This window comes from Raineyella sp., assembly GCF_034933565.1.
Lineage (GTDB): Bacteria > Actinomycetota > Actinomycetes > Propionibacteriales > Propionibacteriaceae > Raineyella.
Map to the genome: position 1 here is coordinate 62,306 of NZ_JAYFNG010000049.1, position 23,276 is coordinate 85,581.

At 66.4% G+C, this 23,276-nt stretch carries 10 protein-coding genes; 7 read left to right on the top strand and 3 right to left on the bottom strand.

Translation table 11 applies throughout. The annotated features are described in order from the left end of the window. Positions 1–29: 29 nt before the first annotated feature. Complete coding sequence (gene mobF / locus VB059_RS12930) at positions 30–5,645, bottom strand: MobF family relaxase (RefSeq protein ID WP_323419354.1); 5,616 nt, start codon at positions 5,643–5,645, stop codon at positions 30–32. 68 nt (positions 5,646–5,713) lie between these two features. Further along, on the bottom strand, positions 5,714–6,130 hold the full coding sequence (locus tag VB059_RS12935) for a hypothetical protein (protein WP_300148296.1): 417 nt from the start codon (positions 6,128–6,130) through the stop codon (positions 5,714–5,716). A gap of 182 nt (positions 6,131–6,312) precedes the next feature. Here VB059_RS12935 and VB059_RS12940 point away from each other — a divergent pair, with 182 nt between their 5' ends. From VB059_RS12940 to VB059_RS12970, 7 genes are all read left to right on the top strand, one after another. Next, complete coding sequence (locus tag VB059_RS12940; protein ID WP_300148298.1) at positions 6,313–6,633, top strand: hypothetical protein; 321 nt, start codon at positions 6,313–6,315, stop codon at positions 6,631–6,633. 178 nt (positions 6,634–6,811) lie between these two features. Further along, positions 6,812–10,006, top strand: coding sequence for a DISARM system SNF2-like helicase DrmD (gene drmD / locus VB059_RS12945; RefSeq protein WP_323422407.1), 3,195 nt, complete (start codon positions 6,812–6,814; stop codon positions 10,004–10,006). Then, on the top strand, positions 10,003–14,043 hold the full coding sequence (locus VB059_RS12950) for an Eco57I restriction-modification methylase domain-containing protein (protein WP_300148302.1): 4,041 nt from the start codon (positions 10,003–10,005) through the stop codon (positions 14,041–14,043). Before drmD ends, VB059_RS12950 begins: the two co-directional genes overlap by 4 nt. Further along, a complete protein-coding gene (gene drmA / locus VB059_RS12955; RefSeq protein WP_323419353.1) occupies positions 14,040–17,714 on the top strand; it encodes a DISARM system helicase DrmA in 3,675 nt (1,224 codons plus the stop codon). Before VB059_RS12950 ends, drmA begins: the two co-directional genes overlap by 4 nt. Position 17,715: 1 nt before the next feature. Further along, positions 17,716–19,734, top strand: a complete 2,019-nt coding sequence (drmB, locus tag VB059_RS12960) for a DrmB family protein (protein ID WP_300148307.1) — start codon at positions 17,716–17,718, stop codon at positions 19,732–19,734. After that, on the top strand, positions 19,731–20,489 hold the full coding sequence (gene drmC, locus VB059_RS12965; protein ID WP_300148309.1) for a DISARM system phospholipase D-like protein DrmC: 759 nt from the start codon (positions 19,731–19,733) through the stop codon (positions 20,487–20,489). The genes drmB and drmC overlap by 4 nt, the downstream gene beginning before the upstream one ends. A gap of 224 nt (positions 20,490–20,713) precedes the next feature. Continuing rightward, a complete protein-coding gene (locus tag VB059_RS12970) occupies positions 20,714–21,580 on the top strand; it encodes a hypothetical protein (protein ID WP_300148313.1) in 867 nt (288 codons plus the stop codon). A 1,050-nt stretch (positions 21,581–22,630) separates the two neighbouring features. On the opposite strand, the gene VB059_RS12975 is transcribed toward VB059_RS12970, so the two are convergent. After that, complete coding sequence (locus VB059_RS12975) at positions 22,631–22,885, bottom strand: helix-turn-helix domain-containing protein (RefSeq protein ID WP_300148318.1); 255 nt, start codon at positions 22,883–22,885, stop codon at positions 22,631–22,633. Between the last annotated feature and the right edge of the window lie 391 nt (positions 22,886–23,276).

A 23,276-nucleotide genomic window follows, 5' to 3' on the forward strand; every position in this document is an offset into this window, starting at 1 on the left:
GGGTGTCTCCTTCCGCTGGTAAGTGTTCCTCATGTCACTGCAGGCGCCGGCTGCGGCCGACCCTGGCTGTGCCGTGTTACCTCGGGCTGCCGGGTCGCGGCAAGAGTGGGCGGCTTGGTGTCGGCGAGGTCGAGGGAGGCGGTGAGTCGTGCATGCAGGTCGGCTACCGGCTTGACGGAGCCAGCGTCCAGCTCGGCGAGGAGGCGGACGGCAAGTTCGACGTCGTGGCCGTTGTCGTGGGCGGCTTGCATGGCTGTTTCGAGGTCGGGCCAATCGGACTGCCTTGTGAGTCGCGGGTTGACCTGGTTGGCCAGTCGCCGCCACCTGGTCTGTACGGCCGCGAACTGCATGCGTTGTCGCACATCGCTGGTGCCGGCGGTGGCGTCGGCTGCTGCCCGGGCAGGGTCCGTGTTCCACGCCTGCACGTGCGCCAGTAGCTGGCGGCGCAGGTCGGACTCGGGTATCCCAAGCCGGGTGGCGGTTGTCGCAGCGAGGTCGTCCCACCGGTCGGCGGGCAGTGCGGCGATGATCCGCGCGGCATCGTTCGCGGCGACCGGGATTGGCAGGTGAGCGACGCGTTCGTCGATCATCGTGTCGGCCATCGGGGTGGCCGCGTCCAACGCGTTGGTGAGCGTGGTGGTGCCGTGGTGGTGCAGCTGGTCTGCGGGGTCGGTGCCTTGGTCGAACCGCGCCCGCTGCGGGTTGATGCCGTGCGGGGTGAGTTGCCAGTAGTCGCGTTCGGCGGCGACGTGGCCGGCGAGGTCGGCGTCGGTGGCGATGACCACGTGGGGTTGTCCGGCGAGGATGGCTGCTTGCTGGCTGGTGAGCGAGGTTCCGAGGGGTGCGAGGCCGCTGTACCGGCCTTGGCTGCCGAGCGTGACGGCGATCGCGTCCATCGGGCCTTCGACGATCACGGGCGTGGTGCCGGGCACGAGGTGGCCGTAGAACTGGTCGCCCTTGCAGAACAGCGGAGTTTGGGCGGTGTTGAGGTACTTCGGTCCGGCTTTCGGGTCGTCGCCGCTGGCGGGGTTGCGGCGGGCCACGAAGCCGAGGATCTCGCCGTCCGGGTTGGTGATGGGGAAGGTGACGCGGTCGCGGAACTGGTCGATCAGCCGGCCGGTGGATGCGACGCGGGCGACGCCGGCGGCGATCATCTCGGTGTCGGTCACCCCTTGCTGGCGGAGGTGGTCGACCAAGTTGGTCCACCCTGCCGGGGCGTGTCCGGGTTGGACGAGCCGGTGCCCGGCCAGGTCGGCTCCGAACCGTTCGATCAGGTATTGCCGTGCCCAGGAGCCCGGGAGTCGGGCGGCGTAGAAGTTCTGGGTGAGCCGGTTGACCTGGACGAGCCGGTCACGGCTGGCAGGGCAGGTGCGCCACGCGTCGTCGCGTTCGATCATGCGTCGCACGTCCTCTGCAGTGGCCTCAGGTGGCCCCATGGACGCCCGGACGAGCCCCGCCATCCCCAGCCGGGCGTCGACGTCCCCGGCCAACCAGCCCAACTCCTCGGCATCGGACTCGGCGTGAATCCGGTCTCCGACCGCAACGGCGTAGTCGGGCTCGGGTGGGTCGAGTTCGGCGGGTTGCTCGATGGCGATCGCGGTGCGCTGTAGAAGGGTCAGGCACGGGTCGGGCTGGCCGGTGTCATCGTCGGGCAACCGGATGAGGCCGGACAGTCGCCAGCCGCGGGCCAGCGCATCGTCGACCTGGGCGACCAGCGCCGGCCACAGCGGGCTGTTGGTGATGCGCGCCGCCTGCTGGTCGCCGACGAGCGACGCCAGCTGGGAGGTCCACTCGCCGGGCTCGACACGCCCCTGGGCGGCGGCGTCTGGTTGGGGAAGGAGTTGGTGGATGCGCCACCACAACGCGGCGGCCGCGTGGTCGTCGGGCAGCGGCCCACGGTCGGCGGCGGTGCGGACGAGCCGGGCTGCGTCGTGGCCGTTGCGGGACAGTGCGGCGAGGTGTTCGGCGAGCTGGTGGGTGAACGGGTCGCGGTCGACAGCCTGGTCAAGGCGGGCGAGCAGCGGTCCCCATTCGGCCATGGCGGGTGCGAGGCCGTGGCGTAGCTGGGTGTCGAGGTGGCGCTGCCAGGTGTGGGCGGCCCGGGAGATCTGGGGTGGCCCGGTGGGGCGCGGGTCTGCGGGGTCGACCTGCATCGCGGCCCGCCACACCTCGATCGCGGCGAGCAGGTCGGTGTCGGGTTGGTGGTCGCCGATCCGCGTCCAAGCCGGCAGAGCGGTCTGCTCGGAAACCTGTTGGCGTACCTGCGCGGTGAGTTCGGTGACCTGCCGGGACTGGCTAGTCAGCCATTCCCCGAAGGTGGGGTCGGCGGCGAGTGGTGTGGGGATGCCGGGCAGCCACGGCAGCGGTCCGGGGGTGATGTTGCGCAGGCCGGTGTCGTCCAGGCGCCATGACAGGACGGCGGCAATGTCGTGGGCGCCGGCGATCGAACGCACATCTAGGGCGTCGGTGAGCGAACCGATCGGCTCGGCGCCGGTGGCGCCGAGCAGCAGCAGGTGGGTGTGCAGGGTCGGCCAGGCGGGCTGGTCGGTGATGCCCGGTAGCAGCGCTTCGGCGCAGGTCTCGAGGTCGGCGACGGCGGCTGTGCCGAGGTGGTGGGCGGCGGCGACCCCGAGGCCGTCGAGGTAACGAGCGGTGGCTTGACCGAGCAGCAGGCGCGGGTCGGATTGTGCGCGCAGGAAGCTGCTGGCCGAGGTTTGCGTCTGGTCGCGGCGCAGGATCGTCTCAAGGATGTCGGTCGGGGTTGGCGGGTTGAGGCCTTCGGGTCTGGTCAGCACGCCGGGGTCGGGGTCGGGGACGACTTCGAGCCAGACGTGGTTGGCGTGTCGGCCGCGGGTCATCATCGTGTAGAACTGCTGACGGGATTCGGCGCCGGTGCACACGCCGTGCATGGTGTCGACCGACACCCCTTGCGCGGAGTGGATCGTGCACGCGTAGCCGAGCTCGGACGCCGTGGTGACGTAGTCGCCGGGCAGCCTGACCAGCCGGCCGCTGGCGCGGTGGGCCGCCACCAGTCCGCCATCGGCGGTGATGTCTCGGACGGTCCATAGGTCCCCGTTCTTCACCCAGTCGGTGCGCGAGATCCGCAACCGGCGGTCGTTGACGCGGGTGATGATCGTGTCCCCGACACTGGCCCGGTTCCCGTCGGCGAGCAGCACCTCAGGTCCGTCCGGGACGCCGATGCGGGCGAGTCGATCGGTGCGGGCCCGCTGGTTCAACTCGCCCACGAGTTCGCGGGTGGGGGCGAGCATGATCGACGCCCGCCCGGTCGCGGTGTCGCACTGCCACGCGCCGAACGCGGCGCCGGTCATGGTCGCCAGGTCACCGACATGCACGCGCTGCCCGTCCAGGTAGAACCCCAAACCGGACGCGTCGCCGTCCCGCAACGCCAACGATGCCGCGGCCTCGCTCGGGTCGGTGAACCGCATGAGTTCGGTCAACACCGAGGCGCCCTGGCTGGTTTGGATGTCGCGCAGCACCCCGCCGGCGCCGACGGCGGCGAGTTGCTGGTCGTCGCCGATCAGCCGGACGCTGGCGCCTTGCTCGACCGCCCAGGACACGACGGTGTCGAGGGTGAGGGTGTCGGCCATGCCGGCCTCGTCGATGATCACCAGACTGTTCGCCCGCACAGTGTCGGCCCAGTCGGGCAGGGCGTGGTGGGTGATGCCCCACGCCAGTTTCGCCAGCGTGTCGGTGGTGGCGTGGGTGTGTTCGCGCAGCTGGGCGGCCGCCGCGGCCGACGGCGCCAGCCCGATCACGGCGCGCCCGTCGGCCGCCCACGCGTCAGTGAGCACTCGCATCGCGGTCGTCTTCCCGGCCCCGGCCGGCGCCAACGCCAACTGCAACCTGGCGCCGGTCTGGGACATCTGGCGCACCAAGTCTGCCTGCCCCGGGTTCAGCGGCACCCCGTCGGCCGCGCTCGCCGACAGCGCGGCGGTGACGTGCTCGGCCGGCACCGGGGTGCCATCCGCGCGTCCGGCAAAGTCGACCAGGTGACGCTCGGCGGCGACCACCGCGGCGCTGGTGTAGAGGGTGGAACCGGCGACGGTGTAGACGCTGGAACCGTCCGCCCGCCGCAACGGTAGCGGCTCGCGGACACCGGTTTCGGGTCGCGACAGGCGCACGCTGCGGCCCAGGGCGGCGTGCACCAGCCGTTCGACCGCGGCCGGCACCTGGTCGGGTTGCAGGTCGGTGTAGCGGACCATCCGTTGCGCCTCGGCGCGCACATGGCAGTCCTGCCAGGTCGCCGCCCGGGTCGCCATCGCCGCCACGATCCGGTCGGCCGTCTGATCGAACCACGCCGCGTCCGGGTGCACCAGCCGGGTGCGGGTGGGGGTCGTGGCGTTGTTCAGCATGCGCCGCAACGCGCGTTCCCCGCCGAGCACCTCGACCGCCTGACGGTGCCAAACCTCGCGTTGTTCGGCCAGGGATCGGGGTTCGTGTTTGGCGTCGCGGGTCTCCAGGGTTGCCTGCTGGGCGAGCCGGATCGACTCCACCGTCGACGGCGGACGCTGATGCTCCCGCTGAAAGGCTGCGACCAACTGCTGGTGGCGGGCCTCGATGTCGACCCGGCGAGACGACCAGCGTTCGTTCAACACCGCGGGCACGCCGACGAGTTCACGCACCGGTCTTTTGCCTGCGTCCCGGACGGCTTGGGGGCGGTCGGCGAACGCAAACCCCTGGCGTTCCAGCAGCTTCATCAACGTGGTGTTGTAGGTCTCCGATACCGACACCATGCCCCGGTACAACACGCGCGCGTCGATCGACAACCACTTCCCCGAGCCTGCGGTGCGGACCTTGTTCGCCACCGCCACATGGGTGTGCAGGTCGGGATCACCCGCCCTGGTGTCACGATGCGTGAACGCCGCCGCGACCATGCCCGACACGTCGACCTGACGGACCCCGCGGGTACCCTCCCGGGCATACAACAGGTGCCGCTCGACATAGGCCAGGGCAGCATGGACGGCCTGCCGGTGCGCGATCTCGATACCTGCGGCGACCTTCGGATCGGCCACCGCCCACAACGCGCTGACACTCTTCGGCGGCGAGAACGTCACGTCGAAACCTGCCACCGTGGACGACCCGGTCCGCGAGTATCGGGCGACCGCACTCGCCAACTCCCGCGGCCCATCCGGGGGTCGGGCGAACTCGGCGGTGAACATCTCGGAGGCAACCTCGGTGCGGATCCGTGCCCTGTCGTCCACCGAAACCTCGGCGTCACGGCGCAGCCCGCGGCTGGTGTTCAACGTTCCCACGCGTCGGGCCACCTCGATTCGGAACGCCGACACCTCACCCCCAACCCGGAACGGCACACCCAAACGCGTCGCCGCCGCGACCAGCTCAGCGGGGGCGCCCGGGCCGAGTTGGGCGACCAGCTCGGCACCGATCGGGTTGTGCCCGGCGCCAAACAGCGCCTGCATCTGGACTTGGGAGACCACCGAGCCGGCGAACCCGTCCCGGATGTTCGCGCAGCCCGAGCCGACCCAAACACCCGGGGTCTCACCCTTCTCGGAGTAGTACGACGCCAACCCGGTGTAGCCGCGCTCGGTGGCGTCCTGTGCCGCCACCTGACGAGTCAGATAGTCATAGCCGTTGCCCGCGCTCAGCTTGTGCAACGACGCCGTCATACCCAAACCAAGCCACCACGATCGGCGTCATGGACGCCCGACGGCCTGGGTCTGAACGGGGCGGGTGGTCAGTCGATGTCGGCGGGAACCATCTCTGCCAACTCGGCGACCGCAGCCGCGACTTCGCGCCAAGAAGTGGCCCGCATCGTCGGGGACGCGACCATCCGCCGCGACCGACGCAGCGCCTCCGCCAGCGCGTCCGGGTCGGAGGCGACCAGCTCGATCGCAGCGTCCCTGGTCAGGCTTCCGGTGACCCGCAGACGCTCCTCGGACGCCCAATCGTCGACTGCCGCGGCCGGTTTCGGGGTTGGTTCGGCGGCGGTGACGGGGTCGGTTCGCCGGTCGCGCGCGGCCCGGCTCTTGCACCGCGACGAGCAGTACCGCCGAGGCTGACCGCGACCGGGTTGGGGCTCTACCGGCGTCCCGCAGACCGGGCAGACACCCCTCATTGGTGCGGCTACGTCGTCGTTGTCGGGGTGCTCCATAAGCCAATTCTTAACACGTTATTCCGAGAGTGCAAGAGGTGTGTCAGGTTTTGAAAGTCGCGTTACCCCTCGCGTTGCTACCGGGACTTCTCGACAATCGTCGTCGTGGGAAACGTCCACGAGGACGCGACGCTGGTCTTGGGTCCAGTGACAGCCAGGTCGAACACGAACGGAGCATCGTCATGGCCAGCAACACCGACAAGATCGCCGCCCGAAAGGCGATCCAACAAGCCCACGCCGAACGCGTCCGCCTACGACGCGAACGCGAAACCCAACTCGAACAACTCGCCATCCAAGTCGGCGCATCCCTGGCCGCCGGACGCCGCGCGCTGGCCGAAGCCGAAGCCGCCGCCGGACGCGCACTCAACCAGATGATCGACCAGCACGGACTCGGCGTCCGCGAAGTCCAGGAATGGTGCGCAGTCCAGCTGACGCCGCGAGAGATCGCGCGACTGCGGCGCGCGGCGGAGGAGGTGGATGGCGAATCGGGAGAAGTTGCCTGACTCCAAGCAGCGCGCCTTGTGGTCGGACCCAATCTGATGGACCTGCAACTCGTCCGGACCGAACAGAACAAGTCAGGGTCATCTGTCTCGACCTGCTGAGGTTCGGGCGCGGTGACCTCGGCCCGAGCGCGAACGTTCCGTGATTGACTGGGGGTTACCCCACACAAGGAGACAAGGTATGACGGCGACGGTGCCCGCTCTGACTGAGATCCCGGAGGTCCCTCAGCCAGGGCGCGTGGTCGAGGTGCGCGGCTCCACATGGGCGGTCACCGACGTGCTGGAACAGGGCATCTCCCGTTCTCCTGCAGATGAAACCGTCGCCGGTCTACAGCACGTCGTGACGTTGCAGGCGCTGAGCGAGGACTCCGGCGACGAACTCCGGGTCATCTGGGAGCTCGAGGTCGGTCACACCCTCGCTCCGGACCAGGGGCTGCCGGAGCGTCTCAACCCCGACTTCTTCGACGAGCCGAACGAGTTGGGTGCGTTCGTGGATGCCGTGCGATGGGGCGCGGTGACATCCGCCGACGACAAAGCGTTCCAGGCGCCCTTTCGTTCCGGGGCGAACGTCGAGGCATACCAGCTCGAACCCCTGCGTCGTGCCCTGCAGGCGCCGCGGACAAACCTGCTGCTCGCCGATGACGTCGGCCTTGGCAAAACCATCGAGGCGGGCCTGGTCGTCCAGGAGTTGCTACTGCGTCACCGTGCCCGCAATGTCGTGATCCTGTGTCCGCCGAGTCTGTCACTGAAATGGCAGGACGAGATGCGCGACAAGTTCGGCCTCGACTTCGTCATTGTCAACAGTGAGCGCATGGCCGAGTTGCGCCGTACCCACGGCCTGAACGCGAACCCGTTCCGCTTGTTCCCTCGCGTCATCGTTTCGATGGCGTGGCTCCGCTCAGCGCGCGCGCAACGGCTGCTGCGCGACATCTATGCAGACGTGGACGATTCGGCGTCCGGACGCCGCTACGCCTTCGACATCCTGGTCGTCGATGAGGCCCACCATGTGGCCCCTTCGAGCCCCACGGTGGTTGGCCGTAACCGCGGGTATGCCGTTGACTCCCAGCGCACCATTTACACCCGCGAGTTGGCCAATCGCTGCGAGCACCGCTTGTTCCTCAGCGCGACCCCGCACAACGGCCACGCCGAGTCGTTCACGGCTTTGTTGGAGATGATCGACAACCGCCGCTTCAGTCGGGGGGCTGATCTGAACGAGCAGGCTCTCAAGGAGGTGACGGTCCGCCGGCTGAAGTCAGAGATCACGTCGAAGTCTTTCAAGACCCGCACCATCAAGCCGATCCCGTTCACCCCCTCGGACGCCGAGCAGGACGCCTTCGAGCAACTTGCCACGATCATCGCTCGCAGTAAGAAGGCGAATGGACGTGAGCAGGGCGGCGATCTGGTTGGCATGCTGTTGAAGAAGCGGTTCATGTCTTCACCGCTGTCATTCGGACGCACCCTTTCCGCCTACCTGGAGACCTTGAGCAACGGCGTCAGCACGCGCAACACCGCGGCGTCCATGTTCGACGATGACGACGAGGTGCTCCGCGAGACCGTGGGCAGCGAGCAGAGTGACGAAGAAGAAGGTCTGGAGCATCATCCGGAGTACATTGCGCTGCAGTTGCGCAAGGGCACGAACCCGCTCGTTGCGGCGTCGAGCAAAGACCTGAGTGAGCTCGTTGACTGGGGCCTGTCTTACGAGGCCCGGCCCGACTCGCGCCTGGAGGCTCTGCTCGGTTTCCTGGACGGGATCTGCCGTCCCGATGGCACCTGGCTGAACGAACGCGTGGTTGTGTTCACGGAGTACGCCGCCACCCTCGACTGGATCGTGGACGTCCTGACGGCCCGGGGCTACGGGCCACGACTGGCGGTGATCCAGGGGTCCACCGACCCCGAGGAGCGCGAGTTGATCCGGCAACGTTTTGTGGCCAACCCGCACGACGAGCCCGTCCGCGTCCTGGTTGCGACTGATTCGGCTGGTGAGGGCATCGACCTGCAGGCCCATTGCCACCGGCTGGTCAACTTCGACATACCGTTCAACCCGTCGCGGCTCGAGCAGCGCATCGGTCGCATCGACCGCTACGGCCAGACCCAGACCCCCGAGGTCTTCCACTTCGTGCCCGGCAAGGCCTCGACCACCTACGCCGCCGACATGGACTTCATGGCCCGGATCGCACGGAAGGTCGGCCAGGTCGCCGTCGACCTGGGTTCGGTAAACCAGGTGATCGACGCCGAGATCCAGCAGCACTTCTCTCCCAACCGGAGCCGCACCACGGTCGTCACCGACGAGGGTTCTGCAATCATCAACCGCACCCTGGCGGGCGGGCTGGAACTCAACCGGCAACTGAACGAGTTGTCTCGCACCTTCGAGGAAAAGAAGGTCGATCTGCACCTCACCCCGGCGAGCACCGAGCGGGTCGTCGCAACGGCCCTGCAGATCACCGACCAACCCCCGCTCGTCCTGGTCGGTGACGATCGCACGGACGCCCGCGTCCTCGAGGTTCCCCGGCTCAGCGCCCGTTGGCATAAGTCGCTGGAGGGCCTGGCAACCAAGCTCGACCCCACCAGACAGCGTCCCATCACGTTCGACCCGGAGGCCCTGATCGACCCTGAGGACGGCTCGACCCGCACTGACCTTGTTCATGTGCACCTGGGCCATCCACTCCTGCAACGCTCCGCACGGCTGCTGCGCAACGCCCTGATGACCGGACGCTCCGACGTCAACCGGGTCACTGCCGTCGTCCTCGATAACCTGGACGCCTCTTGCGTGGCCGCCGTCTCACGCCTCGTACTGGTTGGACGCGGCGGGCTGCGGCTCCACGAGGAGGTGTTCGTGACTGGCATCCGGTTGAGGGCGCAGGACCTCGCAGAGGAGAAGGTGCTGGTCGTGCTCGACCGGGCGCTGGACGCCGGCGCGCACCAGGTGCCGGACGCCGGTGTCCGCGCCTCTTTGGCCGATGCATGGAATGCCGAGGGTTCCCGGATGCGCGAACGTCTCACCGCCGCCATGGAACGCCGCGCCCAGACTCGGCAGGCCCGCGTCGAAGCCCTCCTGAAGTCACGCGAGGAGGCGGACGCCCAGCGGGCACGCGACATCTTCGCGGCTTTCCGGGTGAATCTGACCGACTCGATCCGGCGCCTCGAACGCGATGAGGAGGAGCAACTGTTGATGCTGTTCGGTGACGACCAGCGCGAACAGCGCCGCAAGGACCTGCGCGCCATGCGGGACCGTCTCGAGTCCCTGGACGACGAAGAGCGGCGCGAACTGGACGCCATCGCCGACCGGTACACCGACGTGAAGCCGTACGTATCGGCCGCGGCCGTGGTGTTCGCCATGACTCCCACCGACACAATAACCTGGGGGGCAGCCAGATGAGCCCGGTCAGGCCACGCCGGCGTCCGGTCCGTTCCGTCGCCGAGCAACACCGGCAGTGGCTGCAACTCGTCGAGACCGACGGTCCATTCCTGTCGATCCCCGTAATGAAGCGCGTCTACCCCCAAGGCATCGCACCGCTGGACGATCGCGTCCTCGGCCAATTGAAGGAGACCAAGGCACCGTTCGAGCAGGCGTGGGACGCCCTCGACCGGGAGGGCGAACCACAGCTGGCCGCGTACCGCACTGCCCGCGACGCGTGGGTCAACGTCGTCCTTCGCCGAGTGTTCGGTTGGGCCCAGCACTACGTGACGGACGCCCCGGTCGGGGTCGGCTCGCCCAACGGCCGGGTCGTTGCCGTCAGCACGGGCGCCTTCCGCCGGGCGGGAGCCACGGCTGCTCTGACCTGGGTGATCGACCCAGTCCGAAACCTGCATGATCTGCTCGACGACGGCTGGGCCACCAGCCCCATCGACCGTATGGAGCTAATGCTCCGATCCGCAGGTGTCCCGGTCGGGGTGGTGACGGACGGCCGTTGGTGGGCGATCGTGAGCGCGCCGGCGAAGACGATGGTCGCCTCCGGCATTGTCGACAGCCAGACCTGGGTTGAGGAGTCCGACACCCGAGACGCCTTCGCCGCTCTGCTTTCACCGATCCGGCTGGCCGGCGGAGCGGAGGCAGACCGGCTGCCGGCGATGTTCCGCGACTCCGTGGCGGCTGCAGAGGAGATCACCGAGTCGCTGGGCAGCCAGGTCCGCCGAGCGATCGAGCTGATCGTGCAGTCGTTCTCCGAGTCGGCCGAGGATGCCGGACGCCGCGGCGAACCGAACCCGCTGCCTGACGACGGCGACCAGATCTACTCTGCCGCGGTGACCGTGATGATGCGGGTTGTGTTCCTGCTGTTTGCCGAGGAACGCGACCTGCTGCCGCAGGGACAGCTATTTGACCAGGGTTACGGACTGACCGGGCAATTGGACGAGTTGCGCCGCCGCGCTGAGGCCGAATCGCCCGAGAGCCTGGACGCCACCTCGGCGGTCTGGCACCGTTTGCTCGCCACCTCGCGGGCGCTGTTCTACGGCGCGACCTTCGAGGACATGCGTCTACCCGCCTACGGCGGCTCCCTGTTCGACCCAACCCGCTTCCCGTTCCTCAGTGCTCGCGCCGACCGCGGCCCACTGGCGCTGGCGGTCAATGACCGGGTGATGATGCAAGTGCTGGACGCCGTTCAGATGGCCGATATCAAGGGGCAGGGGCGGCGGCCGATATCGTTCCGCGACATCGACGTCGAGCAGATCGGATACATCTACGAGGGCCTACTCGGCTACACCTGCGCCTTCGCCACCGAGACGATCGTCGGCCTGATCGGGAAGTCAGGCTCCGAACCCGAAATTCCGCTCGCCGTGCTCAACGACATCGCAGACAAGCACGCCGACGACAAGTCCATCGCCACCGCGATCCTGGCATGGGTGAAGGAACACCAACCTGGCGCCGTGCCAACGACCTCGTCGGCGCTCATCAAGGCGCTAAAGGCCAGCGACACCATCGAGGACGCCGACCTGGCCATCCGCGCCGTCACCCACGACACAGACCTGACCGCCGAGCTCAAGAGCTGGATCGGGATTATTCGCCGCGACCTGCGTAACCGACCCACGGTCGTCACCCAGGGCGGGCTCCTTGTCATCGAGACCCCCTCACGAAAGAACGCCGGGGCCCACTACACACCCCGCTCCCTCGCCGAAGAAGTCGTGTTCCACGCCCTCGAACCACTCGTCTACGCACCCGGCCCGTACCAGACGCCAAACCGCGAGGAGTGGCGGCTGAAGTCGCCCGAGGAGATCCTCGATCTCAAGGTCGCCGACATCGCCTGTGGCTCGGGCGCGTTCCTGGTTGCCGCCGCCCGCTACCTGGCCGCGCGTCTGGTCGAGGCGTGGGCAGCCACCGGCACGGGCATCGGCACGCCGAAACAACAGGAGACCGACGCGCTGCGCAAGGTGGTGGCCCAGTGCCTGTACGGTGCGGACATCAACCCGATGGCTATTGAGATGTGCAAGTTGTCACTGTGGCTGGTGTCGCTCGACCCCAAACAACCGTTCAGCTTCGTCGACGACAAGATGCTCGTCGGCAACTCCCTGCTCGGCATCACCGACCTGGCCCAACTCGAAGCCCTGCACATCGACCCCACCCGGGTGCCGCCAGAGGAGGCCCTGTTCGACGTCACCAGCGCCGGCTACGCCAGCACCGTCGACGTGCGGGGGACCGTCGCCAAGGCCGTCCGCATTCGGCACACGCTCGCCAGCGAGGTCGACGACAACGATCCTCAGCGCTCCGCCAAGGCGAAGAAGGTCCAGCTCGAGCGGCTTCGCAGAACCACCGACGAACTTCGCGACATCGCAGACGGTGTCATCGCGGCTGGACTCGGCCTCGGGGGCAAACCAGGCAAAGCCCTCGACGAGGCCTACGATAACCTCCGCCTGGCCGTCAACGACGCCTACCCCAGCCACGGCGACCAGAACCGCGCCAGGCTGGAAGCCATCCAAGACGTCGGCCTCACGCCCACAGTCCAGACTGACTACGAACGATGGATGCCGCTTCATTGGGCCATCGAACTGCCTGACATCTGCGTCAGGGATGGCTTCGATGCCGTGATCGGCAATCCTCCATTCTTAGTGGGGAAGAAGATTTCAGGGGCTATCGGCGTCGCGCACCGCGAGTACTTGGTGAACCAAATTGCCGATTCGAGAACCGGAAATTCGGACATGGTCGCATTCTTCGTCATTCGTGCAACTAGCCTTCTCCGACCTACTGGCTGCTTGGGGCTCGTTACCGCCAAGGTAATCAGCGAAGGTGACACGCGAGAGGTCGGTCTCGAGCAACTAGCTTTGCGGGGCTTCAGGATCCACCGGGCAGTCCGCAGCCGCGAATGGCCCTCGCGGGGCACTGTCGCAACGAGATACTCGATCGTGTGGGGCGGCTGGCGCGACCAACGGACAGCAGCCTTCTTAGACGATGTCGCAGTCAGGCACATCACCCCTTCTCTTGAACCGGCCAGCCGAGTTTCAGGCACCCCGATTAGGCTTCTTGAGAACAGGGGTGAATGCTTCAAAGGATTCGATTTCGGCGGCAAGGGCTTCCTTATGTCACAGGAGGAAGCTGAAGCAATGATCCTCGAGGATTGCCGGAATCGGGACGTCCTATTCACTTACTTGAACGGCCGCGACCTCAATTCCAGCCCACATCTAGCCGGGGATGGCTGGGTCATCAATTTCGGAACCAGATCAATCGAAGAGGCTGCGAGCTACAGGGCCCCGTTCGAACGCGTAAGGCAGCTTGTGAAACCGGTACGCGACGTGAACAACCGTGCGCTCTATCGAGAGAAGTGGTGGATCTATGCGGAACCGCGCCCCGCTCTCACGCAAGCATTGGCAACGATCGACAAGTTCCTTGGATTGTCGGCTGTCAGTAGTTTCGCAATACCAGTAACGCTGCCAACCGGGTCGGTCATGAGCACCGCGATCGTGGTGATCACGGACACAAGTGACGCGACGCTGGCGGCATTGACCTCCTGCGCTCATATGCTGTGGGTGATGCGTTGGGGCTCACTTCTAGGGGTCAGTATTCGCTACTCGACTACTGACGTCTTCGACACGTTCCCGCAACCGGAGGCGACGAACCGTTTGCACAGTATTGGCCAGGTCCTCGGAGCCGAGCGCCACGAGATCATGCTTCGGCGTGACCTGGGGCTGACGAAGCTGTACAACCTGGTCAACGATCCGGAGTTGCCGTCGGCGTCCGACTCGGATGCGGCCCGCATGCGGGAAATCCAAGTTGAGCTCGACGAGGCGGTGATGGCCGCGTACGGGTGGCAAGACGTGCCGTTGAATCACGGCTTCCACACATACCGCCAGATGGAGCGCTGGACCGTCTGCCCGGAGGCGCGGGTCGAGATCCTGGACCGCCTCTTGGAGGAGAACCACCGCCGGGCGACCCTTCAGGGTGACACAGTCCCTGCCCCGGCCGACGACGAGGAGTTCGAGGAATGACGAGCCCAGTGACGTCCGGGATGCCCTATGAGCTGAAGGCTGAGCCCGACCACACGTCGTGGACGGCGAGGGAGAATCTGACCGACATGCTCTCCCGAGAGCTGCTGGGCCCGATGTACGGAGACCATGAGGTGCTCGTTGCCGCACCTGACACTGTGTACCCGATCGGTCGGATCGCCCCCCGTCGGCTCACCGACGGCTCGGCCGGCACCTCTCCGTCGGAGGACGATTCCGAGTTGTCCGAGCCGGAGGCAACCGGTAGGAGCACGGGCATCCCGGTGCCAGGGGCGGACGACACGACGACCGACGCCGATGAGGACGCGGCCGAGGACACAGGGCCAAAGCGCGGACTGATGATTCCGGCGTCCATGGGGTTGCGATTCCAGCTGGCACCTGAGGCGGAGTCCTTCACGGTGATCGCGTCCTGGGGCACCTATCACTCCCACACTCCGGAGGGGGAGCGGCCCGACGGCGGCCGGCAGCCGCGCGAGTTCGTCCGTACTCCCCACGACATCCCGGTTCGCATCCGGGTGGCCGACCTCACGCCCGGTGTGACCGTCACCTACCCGCTCCTGGATGACTGTGTACTACGGGTCGACTCGTTCGTCGAGCCTGACCGGCGGTTGGTGGAGATTGCGTTGTGCAACGACGCCGAAGTGGTCGGGCGCATCCCGGTGAGTGCGTGGCTTTTCCAGGCGAAGCTGTGGGTCGAGGCTGACGGCGCGGCCGCTTTCCTGCCGGTCCGGGATGCTCTCGTTGACTCCCATGTCGATCCTGACCCTGAAGTCCATCGGCTCAGTCTGCAGTACCGCGACCGCCTCGAGTTCGCCCTGGGGCGTACCTGCTCGGTTGATTGGCATGTCGAGGCTGGGGCGCGACGCGCGTCCAAGGTGTGGACCACTTGGCTGCCTGTCACCGAAACCCCGCAGACCAGAGCCTTCGCCAGTGCCGAGGTCATCACTGACATGCGGGCGTTGGCCACTGCTTCGGTGGACGAACTACGCGCCGGTCTGGAACCCATCGCCACTGGATACACCTCCTGGCTGGAGCTCCAGAAGGCCAAGGCCGCCGACCTTCCGTCGCACCTCCGGTCCGAAGCGATGGGTGCCATCGCGGAGGCGTCGCAGGTCGCGACGCGGCTGACTGACGGGATCGCCTACCTGCTGGCGCATGACGATGCGCTTGTGTGCTTCCGGTTCATGAACCGGGTGATGGCAGACCAGCGAGTCCATACCGAGATCGCCGCACTGCGCAGCAAGGACGACTCCCTCGACACCGACGCTGCCGCTGCCCTGGTCACGGCCCGCGGCGCGGGGGCACACAGCTGGCGCATGTTTCAGCTCGCATTCGTGCTGCTGCAGCTCCCAGCGCTGTGCGACCCTGCCCACAAGCACCGGTCGCGCCCCACTCTGGCGCAGGTCGAGCTGTTGTTCTTTCCCACCGGTGGCGGCAAAACTGAGGCCTATCTCGGCCTGGCGGCGTTCACGTTCGCGATCAGGCGGCTGCAGGGCGTAGTCAGCTCGGCGGATGGGCCTCTCGACGGCGGCTCCGGTCTGGCGGTGCTGATGCGCTACACGCTGCGTCTGCTCACCGCCCAGCAGTTCCAGCGGGCGTCCACCATGGTGTGTGCGGCGGAACTCGCGCGACGCGAACGGCCTGACTTGTGGGGCGACGAGCCCTTCCGGATCGGCCTGTGGGTGGGGACGAACGTCTCGCCCAAGCGCGTAAAGGAGGCCGACGAGCAACTCCGGGCCGCGCTTGACAGCGGCTATGACCACGGTCTGACGGTGTTGCAGATCAGGCGCTGCCCGTGGTGCGGGGCCCCGATCAGCAAACAGGACGTCAAGGTCGACATGACCGTCGGTCGCGTCTACGTGTATTGCAGCGACCCCTTCGCCGAGTGCCCCTTCGCCCGCGGTGGAGCCGTCGACGAGGGTCTCCCGGTGCTCACCGTCGACGAGGAGATCTACCGCCTCGCGCCAGCGTTCGTCATCGCCACCGTCGACAAGTTCGCCCGGCTGGCTCGCGAAGGTGAGGCGGCGTCCCTGTTCGGTTACGTGAGCCGCAAGTGCGATCGGCACGGGTTCGTGCACCCTGACTTCCCGGGCTGCGACAGCGACCGCCACAACGCCAAGGGACCGCACCCCGCCGCACACGTGCGTCCGACCGGTCGGCTTCGCCCGCCCGACCTGATCATCCAGGACGAGTTGCACCTCATCACCGGCGCGCTAGGCACCACGGTTGGCCTGTTCGAGGTGGCCATCGACACTCTCACCGCCTGGGCCACCCTCGACGGGGCACCCTGCCAGCCCCTCATTGTGGCCTCCTCGGCCACAGTCCGGAATGCCTCCGACCAGGTCCGCAATCTGTACGGACGCCGCACGGCGATTTTCCCCCCGCAGGTTCTGGACGCCTCCGACACGTGGTTCTCGACCGAGGTGCCGATCTCGCCGCAGAGCCCGGGGCGCCGCTACGTCGGCGTATGCGCCTCTGGCGTGCGGCTCACCGCGGCAGAGATTCGCGTCGCTGAGGTCTTGATGGCCGGCGCTCAACTGCTGCTGGACCGCGACCCAGCTTCGGCAGACCCGTACTTGACGTTGGTGGCCTACTTCAATGCCACCCGCGAGTTGGCGGGCATGGCCCGGTACATGCAGGACGACATCCAGACCGGGCTAGCCCGGGGACGCCGTTGGTCCAAGTTGCCGCGCCGCTCAGGCACCGGGTTCGGATCGCTGACTGTTGCCGAGCTCACCTCTCGGGTGGCCAGTTCTGCCATCACCAGCACCCTTGACCAGCTTGCCATCCCGTTTGACCCCGACTACGACACCAACGATGCCAGGGCCGCCCGGATCGCCGCCCTCAACGAGGGCCGGAGCGTGGAGGGAAGATCCCAGATTCCTTTCGACGCCATTTTGGCGACCTCGATGTTGCAGGTGGGCGTGGACGTGCCGCGGTTGGGGTTGATGCTGCTGGTGGGGCAGCCCAAGAACACCGCCGAGTACATTCAGGCGTCCTCGCGGGTGGGTCGCACCGCCGACGGCCCCGGACTCGTCGTCACGTTGGGCAACTGGGCACGGCCCCGTGACCTCGCCCACTTCGAGCAGTTCCGGCACTACCACGAGACGTTCTACTCCCAGGTGGAAGCCCTGTCGGTCACCCCGTTCTCCGAGACATCGATCGAACGCGGCATGGACGGCGTCCTGGTCAGCGCCGCACGCGTCATCTCAGGAAACCGGGGGAGTGAGGGGCTATCGCCGGAGAAGGGGGCGGCGAAGGTGGACGCGGAGTCGGCCCTGCTCGCCTCCCTCGTCGCTCGGCTGACGGCACGGGGACTGGCGGCATCAGGCGAAGATTACGCAAAGCGGATCCGCTTGCGGCTCGACAGTCGGGTCGAGCATTGGAAGAACCGCAGGAAGGCGTTGCTGCAGCAGGGCCGGACGCTGGTTTACGAACGTGCCCTCACGGGCAGCGAGCAGGGTCCGCTAATGATCGGAGCTGAAGCCAGCACCCGCAAGGATCTTGCCGAAGGGGCACCGTTCATCGTCCCGAACTCGATGCGCGAGGTGCAGCCCGAGATCAACCTGCTCGTCTCGCCCGACCCCCGCAAGCTGTTCCTCAAACCCGCGGACAACCAGCCCGACTGGGTCTTCCCCACGCAGGACGAGGACTGATATGACGACGACGTGGCTCACTGGCGGGAACGCGCTCGACCCTTTGGGGGACGCTGATGCGCTCAAGGATCAAGGCGTAAAGAAGAACTACGCGAAGGTTGGCTCCGGCCGACCCTCCTCGCTGCTCTACACCTACGGTCCTGGCTCGGTGATGGACCTGCCGCACTTCACCATCATGCCCAGCGGGTTCGATGCGTGGGAGAAGATCTGGAAGCGGCGCGACGGCGTCCCGGCGATTCATGCCCCGCGGCTGCTCCAGGCCGTCCGGGTGCAACTCGGGGCGCAAGTTGACCAGATCCGTCCCTTCCCACACCAACCTGACGCGGGCGCGTTCTCCGACGAGGGTCGCGATCTCGGCGTCCCCGCAATCGTGTTCCCCCAGTGGCTGCGTTGCACTGGCTGCAACCGCCTCGCCCCACTTAGCCTGTTGGAGTACCGCAACACCCACCCCTACCGTCCCGACGAGGCCCGATTCGAGCACGTCGGGTGCCCCGGCTTCGGCAAGGGAAACAAGGGCGGCGGCAAGCGGAGATCGCTCGCTCTGCCGGCACGGTACCTGCTCGCCTGCACCAACGGTCACCTGGACGAGTTCCCTTACGACCGGTGGGTTCATCGCGGCGGCACCTGCCCCCAAGCCGAGGTTGCGCACCTGAAGATGATCGAGAGCACCGCTGGCCGCGGGGCGTCCGCCATAATCGAATGTGCTTCGTGCGGCGCCCACCGCGGTATGAATGAGGCCCAAGGGACGGCTGGCAAAGCAAAGTTGCCCCAATGCCGGGGACGTTTCCCCCATCTGGACGCCTTCGCCCCCGGTGGTTGTGACGCGCCTGTGAGTCTTATGCTGATCGGCGCCTCGAACCTGTGGTTCCCAGTCCTGCAGTCGGTGATCGTGATGCCGATGGACGCCGGCGAGCGCAAGCAGGACTTCGCCGACCAGTTGCGAGTGGCCCTCGGCGACAAACTCGCCAAGTACGCCCACGATCTGGGCATGGTCCGCGACCTACTTGAGGGCAAGCTGGACGTGACCAACACCGAAGACACACAGCTGCGCCAAGCGGTGGACATGGCATTGGCGTCAAGGGCCGCGAGCGTGGATCCCGAAGAGCAGCGGTCCTGGTCACCGACCGACCTGCTCGTCCCGGAGTGGAACTATCTGAAGCTGGACGCCGCCGGCGAGCACCACGAGGATCCCGTCAGCGGCCTGACCGTCAGCAATCGCCGTGTCGACCCGGTGATGCCCGCCGCCGTCAGCCGCGTTCTCGCCGTCGAGAAGCTGCGGGAGGCAACCGCTCTGATCGGGTTCACACGCATCGACGAGATGGACCGCGTTCTCGACCTGCCATCGCGACGGGCACCACTGGCAACCGCTGACCCTACCTGGGTGGTCGGCACCGAGAACCGGGGCGAGGGTGTCTTCCTGGAGCTGGACGAGACAGCCGTAGCCGCCTGGGAGGAGCGCGTCGAGCGATCCGGACTCTGGGCGGCCCATCGCGCGGCCCACAAGCGGAACTTCGAGAACCGAATGTCCGAAACCTCCACCAACGTCGACCACGAGACCCGATTTCCACCGCCGCGCTACTGGATGGTTCACACGCTCGCGCACGTGCTACTGCGGGAGATGGCGATGTCATCCGGCTATGGGGCGGCGAGCATATCCGAACGCATCTACGCATGGAAAGCAGAGACCGGACGCCCGCCCGCCGCTGGCCTGTTGCTGCTCACCACTTCGTCGGACAGCGACGGCACCCTGGGCGGGCTCGTTCAGCTCAGCGAACCCCAGCGGTTGCGCCGGGCTGTCGACAACGCCCTACGAAGGGCGGGACGGTGCTCTTCGGATCCGGTTTGCGCCTACCGGACGCCGACCGAACCCGAGGACTTCCTGCACGGCGCCGCCTGCCACTGCTGCACCATGGCGTCCGAGACGTCGTGCGAGCGGGCGAACCGCTTCCTCGACCGCCGCTTCCTCGTGCCGCTGCCCGGACCGTTCGCCGACCTCGCCTTCTTCCAGGCGCAGACGTGAGCGAGGACGCCTTCCGACGGCTCGGGGAGTTTCTGACCGGGACTGAGGCCGACCAGCTGGCTGAACTCTACGGCGAAGGGCTGACCCTCACTCAGGCGCTGCAGACGGTCTCGGCCTCTCGACGACAGGACGTGCGGTCGCAGCTTGAAGCCGCTGGTGTTGTGCCCGGAAGCCCCGTCGCAGTGCCGGTCCTGCGGGCGGTACAGGGCGCCAACGCGCGCCGGACCTCAATCGACCCCGTCTGGACCCTGCCCGGCTACCTTGCCGACTACGGCACCCTCACCACCTCACTGAAGGAACTGGTGTTGTCCGCCAGGCACGCGGTGACTTGCTCGACCTTCAACTTCCAGAAATCATCGGCGCTGTGGGAGGCCCTGCGTGAAGTCTCCTTGCGGGGCACCGTTGACGTCCGCGTGTACATGGACGCGAACGCTGCCCGAGGCGGACCAGTCTGGGCGAACACCCCGACCTGCGAAGAAGTCGGGGCCCAACTTGCCGGGGCAAAGGTGTTCCGAACCACAGAACCCGACGGCAAGCCGGTCCGGAACCACGCCAAGCTCGTTGCCGTCGACCACCAGTTCCTCATCGTCACCAGCGCCAACTTCTCCAAGAGCGCAGAAGAGCGCAACATCGAACTCGGACTCCGCGTCCAGTCTCGCTCGCTCGCCGAATTGGTGGAGCGCCAACTCCTGGACGCCGAGGCGGTCCTCTACGAGCGGGTGCAGCCCAGTAGGAGCACGGAAGGCGATGGGTAGGCCGCTTCCCCAATCGAAGCTACTGTAATGCCCAACGACAACGGCAGTTGGGAGGGCGACCGGTGAAGGTCGACTGCGCCGGCGTGTCAAGCGAGCAGTGGCGGCACTCTCCGCCCGGCCTGTCATTGGAAGTAAGTCAAAATTCTGCGGTGGCTTCGCGATCGAGCAATGGCGGCACGCGCTGCTGTCAGTCACGACTGCATCAATGCAGGTGAAAGGCGAGGATGGAGATCGTGGGTAGCCGATCTTGGTTTGAAGTGGTCGAACAGTTCTCTGGCGTTATCCGGGGGTGGGAACAGCGGATCCACGAGGTCAACAATGAGGCAACGGAGACGGGCGCTCATCCGAATGAACCAGAGCCTGGCAGCGAAATGGCACTAGACAAGGAGGAGATGTTCTATTACTTCGCGGCCGTCTGGAATGCGCTCGCTCAGTCGGTTGATCACCTTGGGGCGGTGGTGGATCTGATCGTGTCGCGTCCTGAGCTTCGCGTCTTCGCGTACCCCAGTCTCCTCCGCACCGCCTTGCTCGGCTCTGCCGAGGCTGTTTGGCTCATGGGTCCACGCGAACGCAGCGTGCGCACAGGTCGCGCACACCTTCTGTCCGCTGAGGAGTTGCGCCACCATGCAGCCTTCCTGAACGACGACCCCGAAGAGAGGGGCAATCCGGCAGGAGGAGCTGCTGTCTTCAAACAACGACGCGACCAGGAGTTGGCCATCCTCGCTCGAACCGGATTCAACGAAAAGTATGAGGCGACGGCGATCATCCGTGAAGCAGGCGCCCATGTCGAGCAGATCATGAATGTGCCGCAGGGCACGAGCCGTTGGTACGTAAGTCAGTGGCGGATGATGAGTGCTCAGGCCCATGGCCGAACTTGGGACAAGCGCTACCGAGCGGGCTATGAGGCCGGCGTGTACAACGGAGAACAACGTGTCTCGGTCAGCCGCGGAACGGTTGAGACCCTTGGTCAGTGGATGAGTGCCTCCGTGGCTGTCACAGCTGCCGCCTGGAGCCTCTTCGACGACGGTCGCAGATCTGCCCAATCGAGGGCACAAGCCTCAAGCCCCGGACCACATGCGAACTCAGGCTAATGCGGATCCGGGGAACCAGCTGGGTACGCTTAAACCATGACCGGCTTGCCACGAGACATCCTCTTCAGCTTGGTTGGAGTCGTGCTCACGGTGGTCAGCAGCTTTCTGCTGCTCATGACGGAACCAGCTCAACGATCCCTCAGACGCTGGTTGTTGGCCCGTGGCCCTGGACCGATCACAGTTAGCGTAACCACGAAATATGAGTCCATCTGGGCGGGACACCCGCAGGCATGGATAGGTCAGAGCTTCTACGTTCCGCGAGCAGAGCTCAGTCGCCAGCCACCCGGAACGCTCGCTGAGTGGCCCGATTGGATTCGATCACAGGGTGGCGCCGCGGAAGGAGAACTACTCCTACTGGTGACCTTGGTTTGCGACGCAGACACGACTGTCGTCGTGAGACCGCCGCTCCTCGACGTCGAGCGAAAGGACATCGGACCTGCGGCAACCAAGCTGATGTGGCAACCACAAGGTGGTCCCACAATCATGCCGACCGTCCGCTTCGAGGTGCGCTTGGGTTTGGGCCTCTCCCAGCCCGACGCAATGGACGCTGCAGACGGCTCGACTCCGTTGAGCTGGGCCATGACGCGAGGGGACGCCCAACAGTTCCTCATCCGGGCCATCCCAGACTGGCCGGGAGTCTATTCATGGTCACTTCACCTGCCCCTGGTGGTCGGCGGACGAGAGGTGATCCGAAAGGTGGACGACGACGGATCCCCCTTCCAAACCGCGAAGGTGCCCGAAAGCCAAGCCGCCTTCTTCTGGGCAGGCGGCGATTGGCACGAACCAGTGCCGCCTCATTTCGCCTAGCTCCAGTTCGAGAATCCTCCAGTCATGAGCAAGTCCGATCCCCCGGGCTGAGATGGTGATGAGACGCCGAGGGTGGTGATCAACAGGCCGGGCCACATCGGTTTGTGCGCTTCTCACGCGAACTGAACGCAGCGCGCGGCGCCCCGACGTGCTGCAGCATTTAGTTCTTCGGAGGGCGAGCTCCTTGGTGAGTCCGATCGAGGCCGTTGTTGCCGGTCGTCGCGACTCGGTCCCTTGGGGCAATCAGCCAGCCAATGACGCCTGTCTGGCCCTGCGAGGCTTCCTCGCCCATGCGGTGGTCACTTCAAACACCTGGTCGACCTCCTCGGGGCACACGCGCAGGATGCGGCGGCCCAGGCGATAGCCGGTGAGCTTGCCGTCCGAGATGAGCCTGCGAATGGTGTCGACGCTGACCCCGAGTCGGTTGGCCGCGTCCTGAAGTGATTCGAGTTGCAGTGTCTTGCTGGGGGATGCCGGTGAGGGCTTGGGTGTGCTCATACCTAGCCCAAGCCACTCTATTGCGGCAGATGGACAGATCGTCGCGGTACCGTGAACAGGTGCCAGCAAGTCTGGTGTGAGTTGGTGGTTCCCGACCGCTGCTCAATGCTTGGTTGCACCTTCGTAGGACACGGTCGACGTCCGATTCGCGAAGACGCTATTGCACGTATATTGCACGCCTAGCGTCTAACCATCGATTAGTCGAGCGTTCTCCCTTGTGAATCGATGGTGTTTGTGGCAACGGCACCGGCTTCCTAAACCTTGTGTCGCAGGTTCGATTCCTGCTGGGGCCGCCAATAAAAACACTAGTCAGATGATGGTTGCCGGTTGAGTAAGGTGGCCATGTCGGCGGCAGGCATCCTTGCGAGGCCCTACGAATGGCTGTTTCCAG

Excerpts from the sequence above, each read along its gene's own strand:
- mobF (WP_323419354.1), bottom strand. The coding sequence starts at position 5,645 with ATGACGGCGTCGTTGCACAAGCTGAGCGCGGGCAACGGCTATGACTAT.
- VB059_RS12935 (WP_300148296.1), bottom strand. The coding sequence starts at position 6,130 with ATGGAGCACCCCGACAACGACGACGTAGCCGCACCAATGAGGGGTGTC.
- VB059_RS12940 (WP_300148298.1), top strand. The coding sequence starts at position 6,313 with ATGGCCAGCAACACCGACAAGATCGCCGCCCGAAAGGCGATCCAACAA.
- drmD (WP_323422407.1), top strand. The coding sequence starts at position 6,812 with ATGACGGCGACGGTGCCCGCTCTGACTGAGATCCCGGAGGTCCCTCAG.
- VB059_RS12950 (WP_300148302.1), top strand. The coding sequence starts at position 10,003 with ATGAGCCCGGTCAGGCCACGCCGGCGTCCGGTCCGTTCCGTCGCCGAG.
- drmA (WP_323419353.1), top strand. The coding sequence starts at position 14,040 with ATGACGAGCCCAGTGACGTCCGGGATGCCCTATGAGCTGAAGGCTGAG.
- drmB (WP_300148307.1), top strand. The coding sequence starts at position 17,716 with ATGACGACGACGTGGCTCACTGGCGGGAACGCGCTCGACCCTTTGGGG.
- VB059_RS12970 (WP_300148313.1), top strand. The coding sequence starts at position 20,714 with ATGGAGATCGTGGGTAGCCGATCTTGGTTTGAAGTGGTCGAACAGTTC.
- VB059_RS12975 (WP_300148318.1), bottom strand. The coding sequence starts at position 22,885 with ATGAGCACACCCAAGCCCTCACCGGCATCCCCCAGCAAGACACTGCAA.